This window comes from Streptomyces sp. RGM 3693, from assembly GCF_050471125.1.
Classification (GTDB): domain Bacteria; phylum Actinomycetota; class Actinomycetes; order Streptomycetales; family Streptomycetaceae; genus Streptomyces.
The window spans coordinates 1,244,411-1,264,954 of the sequence record NZ_JBMPPQ010000002.1 but is presented as its reverse complement, the minus strand read 5'-3'; the positions used below and the strand labels follow the sequence as shown (position 1 = coordinate 1,264,954).

The following is a 20,544-nucleotide window of genomic DNA, read 5'->3' as shown; positions in this document are numbered from 1 at the left end:
TCCGTACCCTCAGACACCCAACAGCGCGCCCAACACGACCAGTCAAAACTTGCGTTCCACGCCGAAGCAGTACTAACAAACCCAACCCATCGTGCCGAATAGTCAACGTTCCACCCATGAGCTAACCACCGTCGAACATTCGCCGACGTAGTGGCTCTGGACAATCTTACGACCGTCTAGATGCTCCTTAGAAAGGAGGTGATCCAGCCGCACCTTCCGGTACGGCTACCTTGTTACGACTTCGTCCCAATCGCCAGTCCCACCTTCGACGATTCCCTCCCACAAGGGGTTGGGCCACCGGCTTCGGGTGTTACCGACTTTCGTGACGTGACGGGCGGTGTGTACAAGGCCCGGGAACGTATTCACCGCAGCAATGCTGATCTGCGATTACTAGCAACTCCGACTTCATGGGGTCGAGTTGCAGACCCCAATCCGAACTGAGACCGGCTTTTTGAGATTCGCTCCACCTCGCGGTATCGCAGCTCATTGTACCGGCCATTGTAGCACGTGTGCAGCCCAAGACATAAGGGGCATGATGACTTGACGTCGTCCCCACCTTCCTCCGAGTTGACCCCGGCAGTCTCCTGTGAGTCCCCATCACCCCGAAAGGCATGCTGGCAACACAGAACAAGGGTTGCGCTCGTTGCGGGACTTAACCCAACATCTCACGACACGAGCTGACGACAGCCATGCACCACCTGTACACCGACCACAAGGGGGGCACTATCTCTAGCGCTTTCCGGCGTATGTCAAGCCTTGGTAAGGTTCTTCGCGTTGCGTCGAATTAAGCCACATGCTCCGCTGCTTGTGCGGGCCCCCGTCAATTCCTTTGAGTTTTAGCCTTGCGGCCGTACTCCCCAGGCGGGGAACTTAATGCGTTAGCTGCGGCACGGACGACGTGGAATGTCGCCCACACCTAGTTCCCAACGTTTACGGCGTGGACTACCAGGGTATCTAATCCTGTTCGCTCCCCACGCTTTCGCTCCTCAGCGTCAGTATCGGCCCAGAGATCCGCCTTCGCCACCGGTGTTCCTCCTGATATCTGCGCATTTCACCGCTACACCAGGAATTCCGATCTCCCCTACCGAACTCTAGCCTGCCCGTATCGAATGCAGACCCGGGGTTAAGCCCCGGGCTTTCACATCCGACGTGACAAGCCGCCTACGAGCTCTTTACGCCCAATAATTCCGGACAACGCTCGCGCCCTACGTATTACCGCGGCTGCTGGCACGTAGTTAGCCGGCGCTTCTTCTGCAGGTACCGTCACTCTCGCTTCTTCCCTGCTGAAAGAGGTTTACAACCCGAAGGCCGTCATCCCTCACGCGGCGTCGCTGCATCAGGCTTTCGCCCATTGTGCAATATTCCCCACTGCTGCCTCCCGTAGGAGTCTGGGCCGTGTCTCAGTCCCAGTGTGGCCGGTCGCCCTCTCAGGCCGGCTACCCGTCGTCGCCTTGGTGAGCCATTACCTCACCAACAAGCTGATAGGCCGCGGGCTCATCCTTCACCGCCGGAGCTTTCCACACACAGAAGATGCCTCCGTGTGTCATATCCGGTATTAGACCCCGTTTCCAGGGCTTGTCCCAGAGTGAAGGGCAGATTGCCCACGTGTTACTCACCCGTTCGCCACTAATCCCCTCCCGAAAGAGGTTCATCGTTCGACTTGCATGTGTTAAGCACGCCGCCAGCGTTCGTCCTGAGCCAGGATCAAACTCTCCGTGAATGTTTACCGGTAATCCGGTGTGACACTCGCGTTGAGCGGAACCACGAGGAGGAATAATCCTCACGGTTCACAGCGTCCTCGCTGTGCGCCTCCCAAAAACTTGGAAGGACTTTCAAAGGAACCTCATCTCCATGATGGAGACGGGGTATCAACATATCTGGCGTTGACTTTTGGCACGCTGTTGAGTTCTCAAGGAACGGACGCTTCCTTTGTGCCTGTTTCACCAGGCTCTCCGGGCGCTTCCCTTCGGTCTTGCGTTTCCGACTCTATCAGATCCTTTCGGCCCTGATTTTCGCCGGTGCGATTCGGCCTTTCGGCTTCTTCGCGGTTCCAACCTTACCAGATCCGTTTCCGTCTCTGGCCCCCTGCTGGAGCGGGGTCCGGCCGCTTCGCTTTCGCTTTTCGGCCTTTCCGACTTTATCAGATCTTCTTTCCGTTCCAGACCGCGAGGCGGCTGGTTCGAATTCCGTTCTGAATTACCCGTCAGAGGGGGTTTGTCTTTCGACTTTTCCGACTTTATCAGAAGGCATTCGATCCAAATAATCGAGTGGAACTTCCGATAAGTGGCCGGTGCGCTCAGTCGATTCGAAAGTGCGACTGGAGCGGAGATGAGACTAACCGTTGCGATTGAACTTGTCCAGTTCGTTGCAACCGTTTGAATCTACCTCCTCCTGCCACCCGTGTCAATGGGTTGCTGGGGCGAAGAGGAGATTAGCAGGTCAGGAGGGGTGCGCGCACATCAGGCGGCGGTGGGGAGGAGAGCGGCGCGGTCGGTGGTGGCGACGTCTCCGGTTTCGCCGGCGCGTACGGCGCGGCCGCCCAGTACGTAGACGTAGGTGAGGAACGCCAGCTCGGCGAGGATGCCGATGGTGATGCGGGCCCAGGTCGGAAGGCCGGAGGGCGTGACGAAGCCTTCGAGGGCGCCGGAGACGAAGAGGACGGCGGCCAGGCCGATGGCCACGCCGAGGGCGGTGCGGCCTTCCTCGGCGAGGGCCGTACGACGGGGGCGAGGCCCCGGGTCGATGACGGTCCAGCCCAGGCGCAGGCCGATGCCGGCGGCGACGAAGACGGCGGTCAGTTCGAGGAGGCCGTGCGGGAGGATCAGGCCGAGGAAGGTGTCCAGGCGGCCCGCCGAGGACATCAGGCCCAGGCCGGCGCCCAGGTTGAGCATGTTCTCGAAGAGGATCCACAGGACGGGGAGGCCGAGGAAGGCGCCGAGGACCAGGCAGAGGGCCACGGCCTGGGCGTTGTTCGTCCATACCTGGGCGGCGAAGGCCGCGGCGGGGTGGTTGGAGTAGTAGGCCTCGTAGTCGCCGCCGGGGCGGGTCATCTCGCGGAGTTCCTGGGGGGCGCCGAGGGTGGACTGGACCTCCGGGTGGGCGGCTATCCACCAGCCCAAGAGGGCGGCGACGGTCAGGGAGAGCACCGCCGTGGGGATCCACCAGTGGCGCAGGCGGTAGACGGCGGCGGGGAACGAGGTGGTGAAGAAGCGGGCGGCGTCGCGCCAGGAGGACGTGCGGGCGCCGGTGACCTTGCTGCGGGCGCGGGCCACGAGGGAGGTGAGGCGGCCCGTCAGGGCGGGGTCGGGGGCGCTGGAGAGGAGGAGGGAGAGGTGGGTGGTGGTGCGTTGGTAGAGGGTGACGAGTTCGTCGGCCTCCGTGCCGGTGAGGCGGCGCTTGCGGCGGAGGAGGGAGTCGAGGCGATCCCATTCGGCGCTGTGGGCCGTGACGAAGACATCGAGGTCCATGCGGGGTCGCTCCTCGTAGCGCGGTGGGTGGGTGTCGGGCCAGCTTGGCAGACTGGCCGGGCGCGGGGCCCTGGACCTCAAGGGGTAGGGAGCACCGTGTGAGGGGGCCGCGCGGTGGCGGGCTCGAGAGCAGGGTCGAGAGGGAGTGGGCGTGTGAGTCAGCTGGTGACGGGGGAAGCGGTGGTGCTGGGGCTGCGGCCGGCCAGGCTGGCGAGCCGCGGGCTGGCGGTGGTCGTCGATCTCGCGGTGGCCTGGGGGACGTACATCGTGGTGACGTTGGTGATGGTGAGCGCTGCGTCCTCGTTGGACAGTGCGGTGTTGGCGGCCGTACAGGTGGCCACGTTCGTGTTGGTGCAGGTGGGGATTCCGATCGCGGTCGAGACGCTGAGCCACGGGCGGTCGTTGGGGAAGCTGATCTGTGGGCTGCGGGTGGTGCGGGAGGACGGCGGGCCGATCCGGTTCCGGCATGCGCTAGTGCGGGGTGCCATGGGGGCGGTCGAGATCGTGATGACGATGGGGGTGTTGGCGTCGATCGCGTCCATGGTGTCGGCCCGGGGGCGGCGGCTGGGTGATGTGTTCGCCGGGACGCTGGTGATACGGGAGCGGGTGCCCGAGGTGGAGGGCGGGGGTGTGGTGCTGCCGGCGCCGCCTCCGTGGCTGGCCGGGGAGGTCGGGGGGCTCGATCTGTCGCGGGTGCCGGACGGGTGGTGGCTGGCCGTGCGGCAGTACCTGGAGCGGCTGGGCGAGCTGGATCCGCAGGCGGGCGCGGCGATGGCCTGGCGGCTCGCGGGGGATCTGCGGGGCTTCGCGGGGGCGGAGGTGCCGGCGGGGTTGGACCCGGCGGTGTATCTGGCCTCGGTGGTGCGGGAGCGGCAGGGGCGGGAGTCCCGGCGGGCGTTCGGGGCGAGCGGTGTGCCGGGGGCGGTCATGGAGGTGCCGCCCTCGGGTGGTGTTCCTGGGGGCGATGCTCCTGCGGGGGCTTCGGCGGAGCGTGGGGGCGGTGCGGCTGTGGCCGGTGGGGCGTGGGTGGTGCCCGGGGGTGAAGTTGCGGCCGGGCAGGGGGCGACGGGCGTTGCGCCGGGAGGCGGCGGGGCGGGCTGGTCTACAGGGACGGCCCCGGCGGCGACGGGTGAAGGCGGGGGTGGCCAGGCGCCTCGGGGTGGCAGCGGGTTCGCGCCGCCTGTGTGAGACGGGCGGGCAGCAGGAGGCCGGTGGGGAACGCGGCGAGTTGGCGCCGGGGGCGGGGGCACGGGGTCCGGCGCCCGCCGTCGCCGTCAGGTGAACGTCGAGGGCGGGGTGTCGAGGGATTCGAGTTCGATGCCGGGGGCGGCCAGGACGACGTCGCCGGCGAGGTGGACGGCGTGCTGTTCGCCGGTTTCGAGGTCGGTGACCTGGTACTCGTCGGCGAGGAGCGGGGCGTTGTCAGTGGCGTGTGGTGTGCTGGAGAGCAGGGCCCAGGACTGGTCGAGGGTGCGGGGGGCGAGGACGGGGGGTGTGAAGGCGACGAGGCGAACGCGGGTGGCGCCGGCGCCCAGGGTGGGGCGCAGCAGGCGGGCGGTGGCGACGAGGAAGGCCGGGGACGCGCCGGTGAAGGCGTGGGCGGGGACGTTGCCTTCGGTGGCGTGAGTGCCGGTGGGGTCGGTGCGTACCCAGGTGACGCCGTCGAGGGCGGCGCCGCGGATCTGCCAGGCGGCGCGCACGAGTTCGAGGCGGATCGGGCGGCCGAGGTCGTCGAGGGTGAGGTCGACGGATCCGGTGGGCTCGCCGGCGGTGTCGAGGGTCTGGGAGACGTAGCGCCAGCCGGAGGGGCCGGTGGCGCAGTGGAAGTGTTCCTCGCCGAGGGGGGTGTGGTCGTGCGGGTCGTACAGGGAGTAGTGGCCGCGGGGCATGGTGGTGCAGTCCTTGGGAGAGGCGGGCGGGGTGGTGCGCCGCGGGCGGGGGTTCGGGGGGTTCTGCGAGCCAGGCCCCCGCCGGGAGGGCGAGGGCCTGGTGCCAGCGGCTGCTGGGGTGCCGGTTACCGGTCCGCGGGCGGGCCGGTGGTGGCTTTAGTAGCGGTAGTGGTCGGGCTTGTAGGGGCCGTCGACCTTGACGCCGATGTAGTCGGCCTGCTCCTGGCGCAGGGTGGTGAGCTTGACGCCCAGCGCGTCCAGGTGGAGGCGGGCGACCTTCTCGTCCAGGTGCTTGGGCAGGACGTAGACGTCGGTCGGGTACTGCTCGGGCTTGGTGAACAGCTCGAGCTGCGCCAGCGTCTGGTCCGCGAAGGAGTTCGACATCACGAACGAGGGGTGACCGGTGGCGTTGCCCAGGTTGAGCAGACGTCCCTCGGACAGCACGATCAGGACCTTGCCGTCGGGGTGGGTCCAGGTGTGGACCTGCGGCTTGACCTCGTCCTTGACGATGCCGGGGAGCTTCGCCAGACCGGCCATGTCGATCTCGTTGTCGAAGTGACCGATGTTGCCGACGATCGCCTGGTGCTTCATCCGCGCCATGTCGGAAGCAAGGATGATGTCCTTGTTACCGGTGGTGGTGACGAAGATGTCCGCGGTCTCCACGACCTCCTCGAGCGTGGTGACCTGGTAACCGTCCATCGCCGCCTGCAGCGCGCAGATCGGGTCGATCTCGGTGATGATCACGCGGGCACCCTGGCCGCGCAGGGACTCCGCGCAGCCCTTGCCGACGTCGCCGTAGCCGCAGATCACGGCGGTCTTGCCGCCGATCAGGACGTCGGTGGCGCGGTTGATGCCGTCGACCAGCGAGTGGCGGCAGCCGTACTTGTTGTCGAACTTCGACTTGGTCACCGCGTCGTTGACGTTGATCGCGGGGAAGAGCAGGACGCCGTCGCGCTGCATCTCGTAGAGGCGGTGGACACCGGTGGTGGTCTCCTCCGTCACGCCGCGGATCTCGGAGGCGAGCCTGGTCCACTTCTGCGGGCTGTCGGCGAGGGTGCGGTTGAGGAGCTCCAGGATCGCGTGGTGCTCTTCGTTCTCGGCGGTCTCGACCGCCGGGGCCTGGCCGGCCTTCTCGTACTCCACGCCCTTGTGGACCAGGAGCGTGGCGTCACCGCCGTCGTCGAGGATCATGTTCGGACCACCGGTGGGCGTACCGGGCCAGGTCAACGCCTGCTCCGTGCACCACCAGTACTCCTCCAGGCTCTCGCCCTTCCAGGCGAAGACCGGGACGCCCTGCGGAGCCTCGGCGGTGCCGTGGGGGCCGACCGCGATCGCCGCAGCGGCATGGTCCTGGGTGGAGAAGATGTTGCAGGAGGCCCAGCGCACCTGCGCGCCCAGGGCGACCAGGGTCTCGATCAGCACGGCGGTCTGCACGGTCATGTGCAGCGAGCCGGTGATCCGGGCGCCCTTGAGGGGCTGCTGGTCGGCGTACTCCTTGCGGATCGCCATCAGACCGGGCATCTCGTGCTCGGCGAGGGTGATCTCCTTGCGGCCGAAGGCGGCGAGGGAAAGGTCGGCGACCTTGAAGTCCTGGCCGGTGGCTGCTGTCGTCATTCGGGCTGCTCCTCGGAATGTCGAGGTCGGTCGGGCAATTCGGGCAGTCTGCGGCGCGGGCTGGGGATCCCCAGTGGTATTGGGGCGCACTTGAGCCTACGTGGAGGCTGGTACACCTCTCCCCTTGCCGCAGCGCAGTCCGTCGGAGGCCCTCTCTCCCTCGGCCGGTCCGCGGTGCGGGCCGCCCGACCGCCATCAGCAGCGACGTCTGGCACTGCCCTCGAATTTACACCGATCGGTCCTGGTGCCCCAGCCCGCATCGGTTTGTTCGTTGGCTTGTTCTGTGCGGTGTGCGGGGTGTGGGGGTCGGCCGGCGGGTGGGGTGGCATGCGTAAGGCCCCGCCTTCTGGGGTGGCGGGGCCTTGCGGCGGGTGGGTCGGTCAGGTGCCGCTGGGGGGTTGGGCGGCGGCCTGCTCGTCGTAGATGTCGGGTTCGAGGTAGATGACGCGGGCTATCGGGACGGCTTCGCGGATGCGGGCCTCGGCGGCGTCGATGGCACGGGCGATCTCGGTGGCGGTGTCGTCGTGCTGGACGGCGATCTTGGCGGCGACGAGGAGTTCCTCGGGGCCGAGGTGGAGGGTGCGCATGTGGATGACGCGGGTGACGACGTCGCCGTCGACGAGGGCGGCGCGGATCTTGGCGACCTGGTCGGGGCCGGCCGCCTCACCGAGCAGCAGGGACTTGGTCTCGGCGGCGAGGACCAGGGCGATCAGGACCAGCAGGGTGCCGATGCACATGGTGCCGATGCCGTCCCAGACGCTGTTGCCGGTGGCGAGGGTGAGGGCGACGCCGCACAGGGCGAGGACGAGGCCGATCAGCGCGCCGAAGTCCTCCAGCAGGACGACGGGGAGTTCGGGGGCCTTGGCGCGGCGGATGAACTGGATCCAACTCTGCTGGCCGCGCAGTTCGTTGGACTCCTTGATCGCGGTGCGGAAGGAGAAGCCCTCGGCGATGACGGCGAAGATCAGGACGCCGACCGGCCAGAACCAGTTGTCCAGGGGGTGCGGGTGCTGGATCTTCTCCCAGCCCTCGTAGAGCGCGAAGACGCCACCGATGGTGAACAGGACGATGGAGACCAGGAAGCCGTAGATGTAGCGCTCGCGGCCGTAGCCGAAGGGGTGTTCGGCGGTGGCGGCGCGCTTGGCCCGCTTGCCGCCGAGTAGTAGCAGGCCCTGGTTGCCGGAGTCGGCGATGGAGTGCACGCCTTCTGCCAGCATCGAGGACGAGCCGCTGAAGGCGAAGGCGACGAACTTGGCCACGGCGATCGCCAGGTTGGCGCCCAGCGCCGCAACGATCGCCTTGGTACCGCCGGATGCGCTCATGGGTGCGCCGTGTCCCTTCCGTAGACCGGGCTTTACCGCCCCTTTAATGCCGTGCGGCGGTCATTCTTGCAGCCCGGTCCGCGGGAGGCGTCGGGAGGCCGTATACCGGACGGGATCCCGGACGGGGATCAGGCGACGACGGTGGCGCGGAAGAGGGTGCCGTCGCCGGCGAGGGTGAGGTGTTCGCCGGCGGGGGCGAAGACGGCGGTGCCGGGCGTGAGGGTGAGGTCGCGGGTGGTGCCGCGGTCGCTGGTCAGGTGTACGGCGCCGGCGGTGCAGAGCAGGATCTGCGGGGTGCGGGCGGGGAGCGGGCGGGGGGCGGCGCCGGGGGCGAGCGCGAAGCGGGAGAGGCGGAACTCGTCGACGGGGGTGTCGTAGACCTCCTCGCCGTCGACGTCCTCGGGGCGCAGTACGCCGGCGTCGCGGGGGGCGAAGCGGACCACGCGCAGGAGTTCGGGGACATCGACGTGCTTGGGGGTGAGGCCGCAGCGGAGCACGTTGTCGGAGTTGGCCATCAGTTCCACGCCGAGGCCGCTGAGGTAGGCGTGCGGGATGCCGGCGCCGAGGAAGAGCGCTTCGCCCGGCTGGAGGCGGACGTGGTTGAGGAGCGCGGCGGCGAGGACGCCGGGGTCGCCCGGGTAGTGGTGGGCGAGGGTGGCGAGGGCCTCGTACGCCTCGGTGTGCGGGCCGCCCTTGGGGGCGAGGTGGGCGGCGGCGGTGGCGGCGCGTTCGACGGTTTCGGCTATGGCGTGGGGTTCGGCGCCGAGGACGGCGGTGAGCACCTCGCGCAGCGCGGATTCCTCCGGGCTGGCGCGGAGGATGTCGACGTACGGCTTGAGGTCGCCGACGTCGAGGCCCTCCAGGAGTTCGGCGGCCTGGTCGGGGTGGCGGAAGCCGCAGAGGCCGTCGAAGGGGGTGAGGGCGCAGATCAGTTCGGGCTTGTGGTGCGCGTCCTTGTAGTTGCGGTGCGGGGCGTCGTGGGGGACGCCGCGGGCCTCCTCGTCGGCGTAGCCGGCTTCGGCCTGGGCGCGGTCGGGGTGGACCTGGAGGGAGAGCGGGGCGCCGGCGGCGAGGACTTTGAACAGGAAGGGCAGCCGGGGGCCGAAGGCGCGGACGGTGTCGGCGCCGAGTTCGGCCTCGGGGTCGGCGGCGATCACGTCGGCGAGGGAGACCGGGCCGTGGCCGCGGTCGAGGCGGGAGGGGGCGCCGGGGTGGGCACCGAGCCACATCTCGGCCTGCGGTTCGCCGGTGGGTGCGACGCCGAGGAGGTCGGGGAGGGCGGTGGTGGAGCCCCAGGCGTAGGGGCGCACGGTGTTGACGAGGCGGTCCATGGGACGGCTGCTTCCTGACGTGACGTGGGTGGTCCGGCGGGGCGCGGGTGGTGTGCTCCCCCGGAGCCATGATCACTCGGTGCCGGCGAGCGCCAGGTAAACGGCGCCGAAATCGGCGATGGCGAGGAGTTCCGCGGCGCGTTCCAGGTCGCTGCCGGCGGTCGGCTCCAGCTCGCTGAGGGGGGTGTCGCGTTCCTCGGCGAGTTGCTGAGCGGCGCGGGTGGCGGAGAGCGGGCCGGCCTCGTCTTCGCGGAGCAGGATGATCCTGGCGTGCAGGGCGGCGGGTTGCTCGACGCGGTCGCGGAAGAAGTCGTCGGGGTCGGCGCCGGCGGCGAGTGCGCCGGCGAGCAGGGTGCGGTGGGTGGTGAGCGCCTCGGGGAGTTCCGCGGCGAGCGCGGGGCGACCGGCCAGTCCGGCGAGTTCGGTGGCGAAGTGGCGGCCGACGGCGCCGGCGATCAGGCCCTCGGTCCAGATGAGCGGGAGCGCGTCGGCGAGGTCGGCGGCGAGGGTCTTGCCGGGGTTGGTGTAGGTGGGGATGGCCGGGCCGCAGCGTTCTGCGACCTGGTCGAGGCGGTCGGCGAGCTTGCTGACGGCGTCCGCCGGGGCGCTGATGAGGCCGATCCGGTCGGCGAGCACGAGCAGCGGGATGAGGACGGACCAGAGGGTGCCGGGGGCGGCGGGTGGGGCGCCCTCGACGTCGAATTCCTCGTCGTAGGCGGTGGTGGCCAGGGGGACGAGCAGGCCGCGGGCCTGGACGACGGCGTCGGCGAGGGGGCCGCCGGCGGGGGTGACGGCGACGACCGCGCAGCCGCGGCGGTAGGCGTGTTCGACGAGTTCGGCGAGGCCGGGGTCGGCGGCGTCGGGGCCGGCGACCAGGAGGAGGTCGAGGGGGCCGGCCCAGCCGGGCAGGGTCCAGCGGAGGGCGCCGGGTAGGGGGGCGACTCCGGTGGGCTGGATGAGGCTGACCGGGCAGCTGCCGCCGCTGAGGGCGCGCAGCAGGTCGGCGACGCCGGCGGCGGCTGGGCCGGGGCCGGCGACCAGGATGGCGCGCGGCCGCCCGTCGGGGGTCAGCTCGGGGATGCCGGATTCGGCGGCGCTACGGGCGGCGGTGCGGACCCGGGCGCCGGATTCGGCGACGCCGCGCAGCAGGCCGAAACGGTCGGCGCCGGCCAGCGCCTCGGGAGCGTCGAGCAGTGACTCGTCGAGCATGGTGGCGCGGCCTCCGATCGCCGGTGGGCGGGGTGGTGCCGGTCAGGCGGGGCGGCGGGCTTCGTCGACGAGGAGGACCGGGATGCCGTCCTGGACGGGGTAGGCGAGGCCGCAGTCGGCGGAGGTGCAGATCAGCTCGGCCGGGTCGGCCGCGGTGCGGTCTTCCAGCGGAGCGTGGCAGGCCGGGCAGGCGAGGATCTGGATCAGGCTGGCTTCGACCGGCATCGGGGTGCTCCTTTGGCGTGGTTACGGCGTGGCCAGCGTACCGCCGGTGTGAGGGGCGGGGCCTGCCCGGAGGGGGTTTTGGCAGGTGGGAGGGCCGGTGTGGGCCGGCCCTCCCGTCGGGTGGGTGAAGGGTCAGCCGCGGATGATCCCCAGGGCCTCGTCGCGGGTGCGGGCGACGGTGGCCTGGTCGCGGGCCTCGACGTTGAGGCGGAGCAGCGGCTCGGTGTTGGAGGGGCGGACGTTGAACCACCAGTCGGCGGCGGTGACGGTCAGTCCGTCGAGTTCGTCGAGGGTGATGCCGTCGCGGCCTTCGTAGGTGGCCTTGATGGCGGCGAGTCGGCCGGCCTGGTCGTCGACGGTGCTGTTGATCTCGCCGGAGGCGGCGTAGCGGTCGTACTGGGCGACCAGCTGGGACAGCGGGCCGTCCTGGCCTCCGAGGGCGGCCAGGACGTGCATCGCGGCGAGCATGCCGGTGTCGGCGTTCCAGAAGTCGCGGAAGTAGTAGTGGGCGGAGTGCTCGCCGCCGAAGATGGCGCCGGTGTGGGCCATTTCGGCCTTGATGAAGGAGTGGCCGACGCGGGTGCGGACGGGGCTGCCGCCGTGCTCCTTGACGACCTCCGGGACGGACCAGGAGGTGATGCAGTTGTGGATGACCGTGCCGCCGGGGTGCTTGGCGAGTTCGCGGGCGGCGACCAGGGCGGTGATCGCGGACGGGGAGACCGGGTCGCCGTTCTCGTCGACGACGAAGCAGCGGTCGGCGTCGCCGTCGAAGGCGAGGCCGAGGTCGGCGCCGACGGCGCGGACCCGGGCCGTCAGGTCGGTGATGTTCTTCGGGTCGAGCGGGTTGGCCTCGTGGTTGGGGAAGGAGCCGTCCAGCTCGAAGTAGAGGGCGTCGAGGTCGAGGGGCAGGCCCTCGAAGACGGTGGGGACGGTGTGGCCGCCCATGCCGTTGCCGGCGTCGACGACGACCTTCAGGGGGCGGATATCCGACAGGTCCACCAGGGAGCGCAGGTGTGCGGCGTAGTCCTTCAGGACGTCGCGCCGGGTGAGGGTGCCGGGTGCGGCGGCCGGCTCGGGGGCGCCTTCGGCGGTCCAGCGTTCGACCAGGGCGCGGATGTCGGCGAGGCCGGTGTCCTGGCCGACGGGGGCGGCGCCGGCCCGGCACAGCTTGATGCCGTTGTACTGGGCGGGGTTGTGCGAGGCGGTGAACATCGCGCCGGGCAGGTCGAGGGCGCCGCTGGCGTAGTAGAGCTCGTCGGTGGAGCAGAGGCCGATCTCGGTGACGTCGGCGCCGCGGGCGGCCGCGCCGCGGCCGAAGGCCCGGGACAGGCTCGGCGAGGAGGGCCGCATGTCGTGCCCGATGACGATCGCGTCGGCGCCGGTTACCTGGACGAAGGCCGCGCCGAAGAGTTCGGCCAGGGTCTCGTCCCATTGGTCGGGGACCACGCCGCGCACGTCGTACGCCTTCACGATCTGCGACAGATCAGTCACAGCCAGCCCTCCTGCAGTCGCTACGGGGTGACAAACCTACCCGTACGTTCTGTGCGGGGGCCGTGAACCAGCCGTGTACGGCAGCGGGCCAGCTGGTGGCGGGTCAGGAGTCGGGTGAGCGCAGGATCCGGAGGTGGCCGCGGCGGGCGACCTCCATGGGGTGGCCGTCGCGGCCGGTGGGGGTGGGGGTGTCCGTGCCGCCGGCGACGCGTTCCTGGGGGCGGGCCGCCTCGCGGACGGCGTTGGCCAGCGCTTCGAGGTCGTCGCTGTTGGGGCGGGCGGGTCCGGAGTCGATGGCAAGGCGGACGACTTCCCAGCCGCGGGGGGCGGTCAGGCGCTCGGAGTGTTCGGCGCACAGGTCGTAGCAGTGCGGCTCGGCGTAGGTGGCGAGCGGTCCGAGCACGGCGGTCGAATCCGCGTAGACGTACGTCAGCGTTGCGACGGCGGGGCGGCCGCACGCAGTGCGCGAACAGCGACGTACAGGGCTCACGACGTTGGACGGTACCGCACTCTTGAGCGGGCCGCGACGACTCTCCCTCCGCTCACCCAACCGTGTCGTCCCGCTTCGTCCGATGCGTCTGACCTGCACCCGTCGGCCGGGGCGCGTCGGGGGTGCGCGCGGAGGAGACGCGCGGGGGGTGGCAGGCCGTCCCCAGGTGGTGCATTTCGTGTCATTCTGCGGTGCGGAGTAGAGGTGGGGCGATCCGTTACGGGGCCACAAACGAACCGAACCGGGGCCGGTCCGGTCACCCGACGACAAGTGGCGAGTTGTCGCACAACGCCGTACGGGTCGTCCCTGGAGGACTACGCTCGATCTGATGGACAGCCCCGTACCTCCCCGTCCTGCGGAGCCGCGGCCCCGCCGCCGCGACCGCCACGGCCGTGGCATGCGCGGCCCGATCGCGCCTCCCCAGGTACCGCTGTCGGTGTCCCGCGCCGACGCGTTCGCGGACCTCGTCTACGACTCCCGGGACCGGCTGGAGCGACGCTGGTCGCAGCTGGCGCAGGTCGATTTCCTGGTGCTGGAGGTGCCGGGGTTCGGGCCGGACGACGAGCCGGATCCGCTCGCCGAGGAGGAGGGCGTGCCGCTGGGCCGGGTGTTGCCGGCCGGTGGCGGATATCGCGACCGGATCGTGATCTACCGCAGGCCGGTGGAGATCCGTACGAAGAGCCGCGACGAGCGGGCGCTGCTGGTGCACGAGGTCGTCGTCGAGCAGGTCGCCGAGCTGTTGGGGCTGGCGCCGGAATCGGTGGACCCGCGCTACGGGCAGGAATGAGCGGGCAGCGCGGGTCCGGGAGGTGTCGCCCGCGGCGGCGCCCTTGAGGCGCGGCCGCGGCGGGCGGGTCAGCGGGTGAGCAGCGACAGGTCCTGGCCGGCGGTGGGCACCAGCACCGAACCGCGGTCGTCGGGCAGCGGCTGGATGGTGAAGGCGGGCAGCCCGCCCTGCGGCAGCGCCAGCATCCGGGCCGCGTAGACCGGGCCGCTGCCGGACTGGGGCTCGACGGTCAGCGCGTAGGAGCCCTTGAGGCCGGTCGGTTGCGGCGGCTGGACGGCGAGGCTGGTGCCGCCCTTGACCGTGTACGTCTTGGAGACCGGCGTGCCGCCGTCGCTGCCGGCCGACGCGGTGACCTTGACCTTGGCGTCCTTGCCCTTGACGGGGGCGACCAGGGTCAGGGTGCTGCCCTTGGCCCGGTTGTCGGCGACGGTGCCGCGGGCCTCCAGGGGCCGGGTCGCCGGGATGAAGGCCATCTCCTGGTTGTCGCCCTTGCCGCGGATCACCCGTAGCGCCGCGGCGATCGGGGCGGTGGAGCCGCCGTCGCTCGGCGTGAGGACCAGCGAACCGGCCTCGCCCTTGGTGATGTCCTTGAGGTCGACGGTGGTGGTCATCCCGCTCTTGACGTGCAGGCTGTCGAGGCCGGCGGGGGTGATCAGACCGGTCGGGGTGGCCAGTTGGACGTTGAGGTCGGCGTCGGTGGCGCCCGGCGCGACGGCGACCAGCTGGACGTCGGTGGCGTCGGCCGGGATGCCGGGGAGGACGGCACCGGGCGACGGGTCGGCGGCGGGCGGCAGCCAGTCGCCGCCGGTCTTGGCGTCGGCGGCCTGGACGGCCGCGCCGATCCGACCGGAGCGGGCGGTGACGTGCAGCGCGGCGCCGTCGGCGGAGCTGTTGGTGAGGGTGGAGAGCAGCACCGGGACGGTGGTGCGCGGCGGCACGGTGATGTCCTCGCCGCCGCCGCTGTCCGTCAACGGGCCGTCCTTGCCGCGCATTTCGAGGTCCACGACGGCCGGCGCCGAGTCGGGGTTGGTGAGGTGGACGTAGTCGTTGCGGCCGGTGGCGGTGCTGACACCGGGGAACCAGAACTGGGTGTCGGGGGCGGTGCAGGTCAGCCCCTGGAGGCCGCGGCCGGAGCCGGCGGCGATGCCGGTGGTCTGCTGGATGATCCAGCCGGGGGCCAGGACACCGTCGGCGGAGCCGGTCAGGGCGGGTGCGTCGGCGCTGTCGGTGGTCGCGATGACCGGCTTCCCGGCCTGCTGGAGGGGCACCACGGGCTTGGTGTCGGGCGGCGGGACGATCTGCGTCCCACCGGCGTCCGCGGCGCCGCCCTTGCCCTTGCCGTCCTTCGCGTTCTTGCCGCCCTTGCCGGCGGCGTTGCCGTGGCTGTCGGCGACCGTGCCGGCGGGCTGGAGCTGGGCGGTGCCCTTCTTGGTGTCCGCACCGGCCGCGGCACCGGGGGGCGCGAAGGCGGTGTAGGTGGTGTCGGCGACCTCCGAGGAGCTGGGCGCCGGGCACACCAGCGTGGTCCGCTGGACGGGCAGCCGGGTGCCGCTCGCGGGGGCCGCGGACGCGGCCGCACCGTCGCCGGGGGCCGCGAGCGCGGCGACCCCGGTGACGGCGGCCAGCGCGACGGCCGCGCCGGTCAGGGACAAGATGGTGCGCTTCACTGCTGCTCGCTCCCGTCACGGCGCGGCTCGGGGAAGGCGCCGGGGTACGTCGTGCCGTCGTAGGGCTGCGGGTGCTGCGGATGCTGCGGGTGCTGGTCCGCCCCGGCGTCCGGGTAGGGCTGCTGCTGCCCGCCGTAGCCGTACGGGTCGTAGGCGCCCGCCTGGTAGGGGTCGGTCGTGTACCCGCCGGACTGGTAGCCGCCGGACTGGTACGGGTCGGCCGGCGGATACGGCTGCTGCTGCTCGCCGTACTGGCCGGGCTCGTACTGGCCTGCCTCGTACGGGCCTGCCTCATACGGACCGGCCTCGTACGGGTCGGCGGACGGGGCGTAGGGCTGCTGGTCCGCGGCGGCCGGGTCGGGGGCGGCCGGCCACTCCTCGTAGGAGGGCTGCGGGGGGACCGCGGCGTACGGGTCGGCGGCCGGGGCGGGGTCCGGGGCCGGGGCCGGGGTTTCCTCGCCGGTGCGGGCGGCCGGGGTGCCGGCGTCGGCCGGTGCTGCGGCGCCGGCGGCCTCGGCCTGGGCGCGCAGCCGGCGGGCCCGGCGGCCCTCCCCCGCGGTCTGGTCGGCGGCGGCGGCCACGGTGGCCACGGCGGCCTCCTCGGGCAGGTCGTCGTCGATCTCCCGGCGGCGACCGGGCAGCGCCATCACGACCAGGACGAGGGCGAGCAGGCCCTGGCCCCACAGCCAGAGGGTGTGGCCGAGGGGGTTGTCGTGGGTGAGGTCGAGCCGGCCGCCGTCGGACGGGAGCTGGAAGCCCTGGGCCCAGCCGTCGAGGGTGACGGGCTTGAGGGGGGTGCCGTTGAGGGTGGCGTGCCAGCCGTCGTCGGCGGCGTCGGCGATCCGCAGGATCCGGCCGGCGGGACCGGCGGGCACCTTGGTGGTGTGTGCGTTGACCGGTCCGGCCGGCACCGGGACGGGCGCGACAGCGTCGCCGTTGCCGGTGCCCTCCTTGGTCTGGCCGGGCACGATCGCGATCCGGGAGACGCGCTGGTCGACCCGCCACAGGGCGCTGCCGTCCTCCTGGCTGAGCCGGGTCAGGCCGGGGGTGGCGTCCAGGACGCGGCCCATCTCGCGCGGGGCGCCCTTGCGGACCAGGACGTAGCGGACCGCGTAGCCGCCGAGCCGGTCGGTCTGGTCGGCGCCGGAGCCGGCGACGAGGTGGGCGACGACGGCGTCCAGGCGGGTGTCCGGGCCGGCCTCGGCGGCCAGGTCGGCGTCGCCGAGCTGGGCTCCGGAGCCGCGGACGAGGGAGTAGGAGACGTGACCGGCGGTGCCGTCCAGGACGAGGGTGCGGGCCCGGTCGGTGGTGGTGGACTCCTCGGCGACGAACGCCGGGACCTGGGTGGCGTCGCGCCGCTGGACCGGGCCGGCCGCGCCGGTGATCATCCAGCTGACCGCGGCGTAGAGCGGGGCGATCAGACAGGCCAACGCGACCAGCACGGCGGCCGGCTGCTTCCAGCCGAAGCCGAGCGCGGCCATCCGGGTGCGGATGCCCTCGGCGCCGACCGCGGCCGCGCACAGCAGCGCCAGGCCGTAGACGAGCATGGCCGGGCCGGTCCAGCCGGAGCCGTTGCCGAGCGCCGCGAACAGCAGTCCGGTCAGGGCCACTGCCCAGGCGGTGCGGATCGCGGTCTGTCGCGTGTCGCGCAGGGTCGCGCCGAGGGCGGCCAGCACGATGCCGAGGAGCAGCAACCCGCCGACGGCCTTGGGGCCGCCCGGGCTGAGCCCGACGAGGTCGAGGACGGAGGCGGAGCCGGCGCCGTAGTCGAGGCCGGCCTCGCGGAAGAACTGCGACGGGTGGGTGAGCAGCGACAGCGACCAGGGCGCCAGCACCACCAGCGGAGCGATCACCACGGCCAGGAACCGCAGCAGGTACGGCATCACGAGGCCCCGGTTGCCGTCCAGGAAGCGCAGCACCAGCAACGCCACGCCGAGCAGCACCGCGATCGGCCAGACGAGCGGGGTGAAGGCGGTGGTGACGGTGACCAGCAGCGCGTACGCCCAGGCGGCGCGCCAGCTGGGCCGGGTGCCGGGTGCCAGCCGCAGTCCGCTCGCGGCGACCGCGGCGCGGGCCATCAGCGGCAGCAGGATGGCCAGTACGGCGGTGCCCAGGCGGCCGCCGGCGAGCGCACCGGTGGCGGCGGGCAGGAAGGCGTAGGCGATGCTGCCCCAGGCCCGCAGCAGTCGCGAGGCGACCAGCGGGCGGGACGCGAAGTAGGCGGTGAGGCCGGCCAGCGGGACCGAGCAGACCAGCAGCAGGGTGAGGGTGAAGCCGGTGCTGCCGAGGAAGAGCATGGAGAAGGAAGCCAGCACGGCGAGGTAGGGCGGCGCGGAGGCGGTGTCGCCGACGCCGACCGGGTGCCAGTTGTTGACGTAGGACGACCACAGGGCGCCGAGGCCGTCGGGCGCGGGCAGCAGGGCGCCGCCGACGAGCGAGCCGCCGCCGAGCAGTCCGCGGCAGGCGATCAGCGAGACGACCAGCAGGACGAGGAAGAGCACCGGCCCGGGCCGGCGGGCGATCCGCTTGAGCCGCGCGAACTGCTCGATCTCCAGGTAGTCGGCGTCGTCGCCGCCGGGCCCGGACTCCACGGCGCCGTGCCGGCCGGCGGAGGCGACGTCGGGGGCGGCGCGGCCGGCGAGGTTGCCGGCGACCTGTTCGACGGTGGCGCGGACGGTGGCGCCGGGCGGCGGGAACAGCGGCCGCAGCTCGCTCGGATCGACCGTCGGCTTCCCCCGGCGTTTGCGGGCGGCGAGGATCTTGCCGGGGCGGAGCAGGGTGCCGAGGAGTCCGGCGAGTTCGTCCAGGGCCTGGCCGGGGACCTTGCCGACGAGGTAGGCGATGACCCGCAGCAGGGTGCCGATCAGCAGCCGCAGCAGGGTGTACGGGATCAGCGCGCCACGGGTGTTGGCGAGCAGGGTGTAGACGGCGCCGGCCTTGTCGACCCGGTGCGGGGTGGAACCACGCAGCGCGAAGCGCTTCGATGAGGGGTGACCGTCGGGCGACGGGCGGGCGACGGAGCGGCCGACGCAGTCGATGGGCCGGCGTTCGCGGGCGGCGGCCTCGGCGTGCCGTAGGACGGCGTCCGGGGCGATGAGGACCTGATGGCCGGCCGCCTGGGCGCGCCAGCACAGGTCGACGTCGTCGCGCATCAGCGGCAGTCGGCGGTCGAAGCCGCCCAGCTGCTCGTAGACGTCGCGGCGGATGAGCATGCCGGCGGTGGAGACGGACAGCACCGGGCGGACCTGGTCGTGCTGGCCCTGGTCCTGTTCGCGGCGGTCCAGGCCGGTCCAACGGCGTCCGCTGCGGGCGATGCTGACGCCGGTTTCGAGCAGCTGCCGGCGGTCGTACCAGCTGCGCAGCTTGGGGCCGACGACGGCGGTGGACGGGCTGGCGTCGGCGACCCGCAGCAGTTCGGCGAGGGCGTCGGGGGCCGGCGCGCAGTCGTCGTGCAGCAGCCACAGCCACTGGACCGGTTCCCCGTGCGGGAGTTCCGGCATCTCGTACGCCTCGTCGTGCCAGGTGCGGCTGACCGGGTCCCAGCCGCTGGGGCGGCGCAGGTACGGCAGGTCGTCGGGGCCGAGGACGGGGGCGGTGCGGACCGCCTCGTCGACCGCGGTGCCGAATCCGGAGCGGCGGGCGAGGTGGAGCACGTGGTCGTCGCCGATCGCCTCGGCGAGCAGGTGGGCGGAGTCGTCCGCGCTGCCGGTGTCGGCGCCGATGACGTTCTGCACCGGGCGCTCCTGGCCGAGCAGTCCGGCGAGCGCGTCGGGCAGCCAGCGGCCGCCGTCGTGCGAGACGATCACGGCGGTGACGACGTGCCGCGGGAACTCTGGTGTGGCAGCTGCGTACGGGGCGGCCTGGGCCGCCGACTGGCTGTGCACGGACATCGAGGTACGGGCCCTCCGGACCCGGGAGTCCGGGGCCCTCGGCGAAGTCGCTGAAAGGCCCCCGCCCCCGGAAGACACTGCGACGGACTACGAGGGACACGCGCACCCCGCGCCGGCGGTGCGGGCGTGTCTCGGACGGGGCCCCACACTAATGGTTCGCGCCGGGACACCGACCGGCTCCGTACACAGCAGACCGCCTCCGGCGGACAGGGCGCTGGAGGCGGTGCGTTCGCTATAGGGGGATATGGGGAGTTGGGGTGGGGCGGCGGCGTGGTCGGCGCGACCGCGGGCTGTTGGTGCGGGGGGCTGGCCTGTCACGGTCAGACGGCGGCCTTCTTGAGCCGGCGGCGCTCGCGCTCGGACAGACCGCCCCAGATACCGAAGCGCTCGTCGTTGGCGAGGGCGTATTCGAGGCACTCGGACCGGACTTCGCAGGCGAGGCAGACCTTCTTGGCCTCGCGGGTGGAGCCACCCTTCTCCGGGAAGAAGGACTCGGGGTCGGTCTGGGCGCACAGTGCGCGCTCCTGCCAGCCGAGCTCCTCGTCCGCCTCCTCGACCAGCAATTCCTGGAACAGCTCGGTCATGTGCGCCCCTCGTCTGTCTTTACGTCCCCGTGATCAAGCCGTGATCGAATTCGGCTGAACGACACGAGTGAAATTACAAGTGTGCTGATCCGGGCCAGTCAAGCCGAGATCTGCTATTGGGCCTCTTATTCACTCTGCGGAACCAAGCGTATGCGGAAAGTGTTCAAATCATCCAAAAACAGGACACTTCCCCGGGCGGCGAACCCGTGGCTCCCTTCTCACCGAGTGAGACGTCAACGGACGGCTTTCGCGTTGCACCGCGCGCGCCGGAGCGGGGAAGATCACAGCCGGATCACAGGGCCGCAACGGCGGCCGTGGGCACGGTTGCTGACCGCTTCTCCGCACCGTGGGCTGCACAAACCTTTCTCCGGACGGAGTAACCGGATGAGGTGAACGCTGTCCGATACGCGGTCATGCGTTTGACAGCGCACCGCCGCCCCATGTCTCCTTGGCCGCATGCCAGCGACCTCCGCGCACCGACTGACCCGTTCCTACGGGTCGCTCTGCGCTGTGCAGGCCCGCTGTCGCTGTTCCAGCTGTCGTAGCCACTGAGCTCCAGCCCGCCGCGCTCGCACCAT

General features: G+C 71.3%; 14 protein-coding genes and 1 rRNA gene. 2 read left to right on the top strand and 13 right to left on the bottom strand.

Annotation, left to right across the window (positions count from 1 at the left end; translation table 11 throughout):
* Positions 1 to 191: 191 nt before the first annotated feature.
* Positions 192 to 1,720 (bottom strand): 16S ribosomal RNA (locus tag ACO0M4_RS22985).
* Positions 1,721 to 2,459: 739 nt separating this feature from the next.
* Entirely contained in the window at positions 2,460 to 3,467 is a 1,008-nt protein-coding gene (locus tag ACO0M4_RS22980; protein ID WP_430372815.1) for a stage II sporulation protein M, read from the bottom strand.
* A 153-nt stretch (positions 3,468 to 3,620) separates the two neighbouring features.
* On the opposite strand from ACO0M4_RS22980, the gene ACO0M4_RS22975 reads away from it, so the two are divergent.
* Positions 3,621 to 4,655: an RDD family protein gene (locus ACO0M4_RS22975; protein ID WP_430372814.1), complete on the top strand. Its 1,035-nt coding sequence runs from the start codon at positions 3,621 to 3,623 to the stop codon at positions 4,653 to 4,655.
* Between the two features lie 86 nt (positions 4,656 to 4,741).
* Here ACO0M4_RS22975 and ACO0M4_RS22970 read toward each other — a convergent pair whose 3' ends face one another.
* The 8 genes from ACO0M4_RS22970 to ACO0M4_RS22935 form a co-directional block, all read right to left on the bottom strand.
* Entirely contained in the window at positions 4,742 to 5,356 is a 615-nt protein-coding gene (locus tag ACO0M4_RS22970) for a hypothetical protein (protein WP_430372813.1), read from the bottom strand.
* Positions 5,357 to 5,512: 156 nt separating this feature from the next.
* Complete coding sequence (gene ahcY / locus ACO0M4_RS22965; RefSeq protein ID WP_430372812.1) at positions 5,513 to 6,970, bottom strand: adenosylhomocysteinase; 1,458 nt, start codon at positions 6,968 to 6,970, stop codon at positions 5,513 to 5,515.
* Positions 6,971 to 7,350: 380 nt separating this feature from the next.
* Entirely contained in the window at positions 7,351 to 8,292 is a 942-nt protein-coding gene (locus ACO0M4_RS22960) for a cation diffusion facilitator family transporter (protein WP_430372811.1), read from the bottom strand.
* 128 nt (positions 8,293 to 8,420) lie between these two features.
* On the bottom strand, positions 8,421 to 9,623 hold the full coding sequence (manA, locus tag ACO0M4_RS22955; protein WP_430372810.1) for a mannose-6-phosphate isomerase, class I: 1,203 nt from the start codon (positions 9,621 to 9,623) through the stop codon (positions 8,421 to 8,423).
* A 72-nt stretch (positions 9,624 to 9,695) separates the two neighbouring features.
* Positions 9,696 to 10,832 carry an SIS domain-containing protein gene (locus ACO0M4_RS22950; protein ID WP_430372809.1) on the bottom strand — a complete coding sequence of 379 codons (1,137 nt, stop codon included), beginning with the start codon at positions 10,830 to 10,832 and terminating at the stop codon, positions 9,696 to 9,698.
* A 42-nt stretch (positions 10,833 to 10,874) separates the two neighbouring features.
* Positions 10,875 to 11,057, bottom strand: coding sequence for a Trm112 family protein (locus tag ACO0M4_RS22945; protein WP_016573075.1), 183 nt, complete (start codon positions 11,055 to 11,057; stop codon positions 10,875 to 10,877).
* 132 nt (positions 11,058 to 11,189) lie between these two features.
* Positions 11,190 to 12,548, bottom strand: coding sequence for a phosphomannomutase/phosphoglucomutase (locus tag ACO0M4_RS22940; RefSeq protein ID WP_430372808.1), 1,359 nt, complete (start codon positions 12,546 to 12,548; stop codon positions 11,190 to 11,192).
* A gap of 103 nt (positions 12,549 to 12,651) precedes the next feature.
* Complete coding sequence (locus ACO0M4_RS22935) at positions 12,652 to 13,098, bottom strand: DUF3499 domain-containing protein (protein ID WP_430372807.1); 447 nt, start codon at positions 13,096 to 13,098, stop codon at positions 12,652 to 12,654.
* 268 nt (positions 13,099 to 13,366) lie between these two features.
* On the opposite strand from ACO0M4_RS22935, the gene ACO0M4_RS22930 reads away from it, so the two are divergent.
* Positions 13,367 to 13,825, top strand: coding sequence for a metallopeptidase family protein (locus ACO0M4_RS22930; RefSeq protein ID WP_430372806.1), 459 nt, complete (start codon positions 13,367 to 13,369; stop codon positions 13,823 to 13,825).
* A gap of 68 nt (positions 13,826 to 13,893) precedes the next feature.
* On the opposite strand, the gene ACO0M4_RS22925 is transcribed toward ACO0M4_RS22930, so the two are convergent.
* The 3 genes from ACO0M4_RS22925 to ACO0M4_RS22915 all read right to left on the bottom strand — a co-directional run bounded on the left by ACO0M4_RS22925 (position 13,894) and on the right by ACO0M4_RS22915 (position 19,966).
* Positions 13,894 to 15,492 (bottom strand): DUF5719 family protein, encoded by a 1,599-nt coding sequence (locus tag ACO0M4_RS22925; protein ID WP_430372805.1) that lies wholly within the window; start codon positions 15,490 to 15,492, stop codon positions 13,894 to 13,896.
* On the bottom strand, positions 15,489 to 19,382 hold the full coding sequence (locus tag ACO0M4_RS22920) for a glycosyltransferase family 2 protein (protein ID WP_430372804.1): 3,894 nt from the start codon (positions 19,380 to 19,382) through the stop codon (positions 15,489 to 15,491). The genes ACO0M4_RS22925 and ACO0M4_RS22920 overlap by 4 nt, the downstream gene beginning before the upstream one ends.
* A gap of 320 nt (positions 19,383 to 19,702) precedes the next feature.
* Complete coding sequence (locus ACO0M4_RS22915) at positions 19,703 to 19,966, bottom strand: WhiB family transcriptional regulator (RefSeq protein ID WP_003983763.1); 264 nt, start codon at positions 19,964 to 19,966, stop codon at positions 19,703 to 19,705.
* Positions 19,967 to 20,544: the final 578 nt, after the last annotated feature.

Coding starts and splice junctions, on each gene's coding strand:
- ACO0M4_RS22980 (WP_430372815.1), bottom strand. CDS start 3,467: ATGGACCTCGATGTCTTCGTCACGGCCCACAGCGCCGAATGGGATCGC.
- ACO0M4_RS22970 (WP_430372813.1), bottom strand. CDS start 5,356: ATGCCCCGCGGCCACTACTCCCTGTACGACCCGCACGACCACACCCCC.
- ahcY (WP_430372812.1), bottom strand. CDS start 6,970: ATGACGACAGCAGCCACCGGCCAGGACTTCAAGGTCGCCGACCTTTCC.
- ACO0M4_RS22960 (WP_430372811.1), bottom strand. CDS start 8,292: ATGAGCGCATCCGGCGGTACCAAGGCGATCGTTGCGGCGCTGGGCGCC.
- manA (WP_430372810.1), bottom strand. CDS start 9,623: ATGGACCGCCTCGTCAACACCGTGCGCCCCTACGCCTGGGGCTCCACC.
- ACO0M4_RS22950 (WP_430372809.1), bottom strand. CDS start 10,832: ATGCTCGACGAGTCACTGCTCGACGCTCCCGAGGCGCTGGCCGGCGCC.
- ACO0M4_RS22945 (WP_016573075.1), bottom strand. CDS start 11,057: ATGCCGGTCGAAGCCAGCCTGATCCAGATCCTCGCCTGCCCGGCCTGC.
- ACO0M4_RS22930 (WP_430372806.1), top strand. CDS start 13,367: ATGGACAGCCCCGTACCTCCCCGTCCTGCGGAGCCGCGGCCCCGCCGC.
- ACO0M4_RS22920 (WP_430372804.1), bottom strand. CDS start 19,382: ATGTCCGTGCACAGCCAGTCGGCGGCCCAGGCCGCCCCGTACGCAGCT.
- ACO0M4_RS22915 (WP_003983763.1), bottom strand. CDS start 19,966: ATGACCGAGCTGTTCCAGGAATTGCTGGTCGAGGAGGCGGACGAGGAG.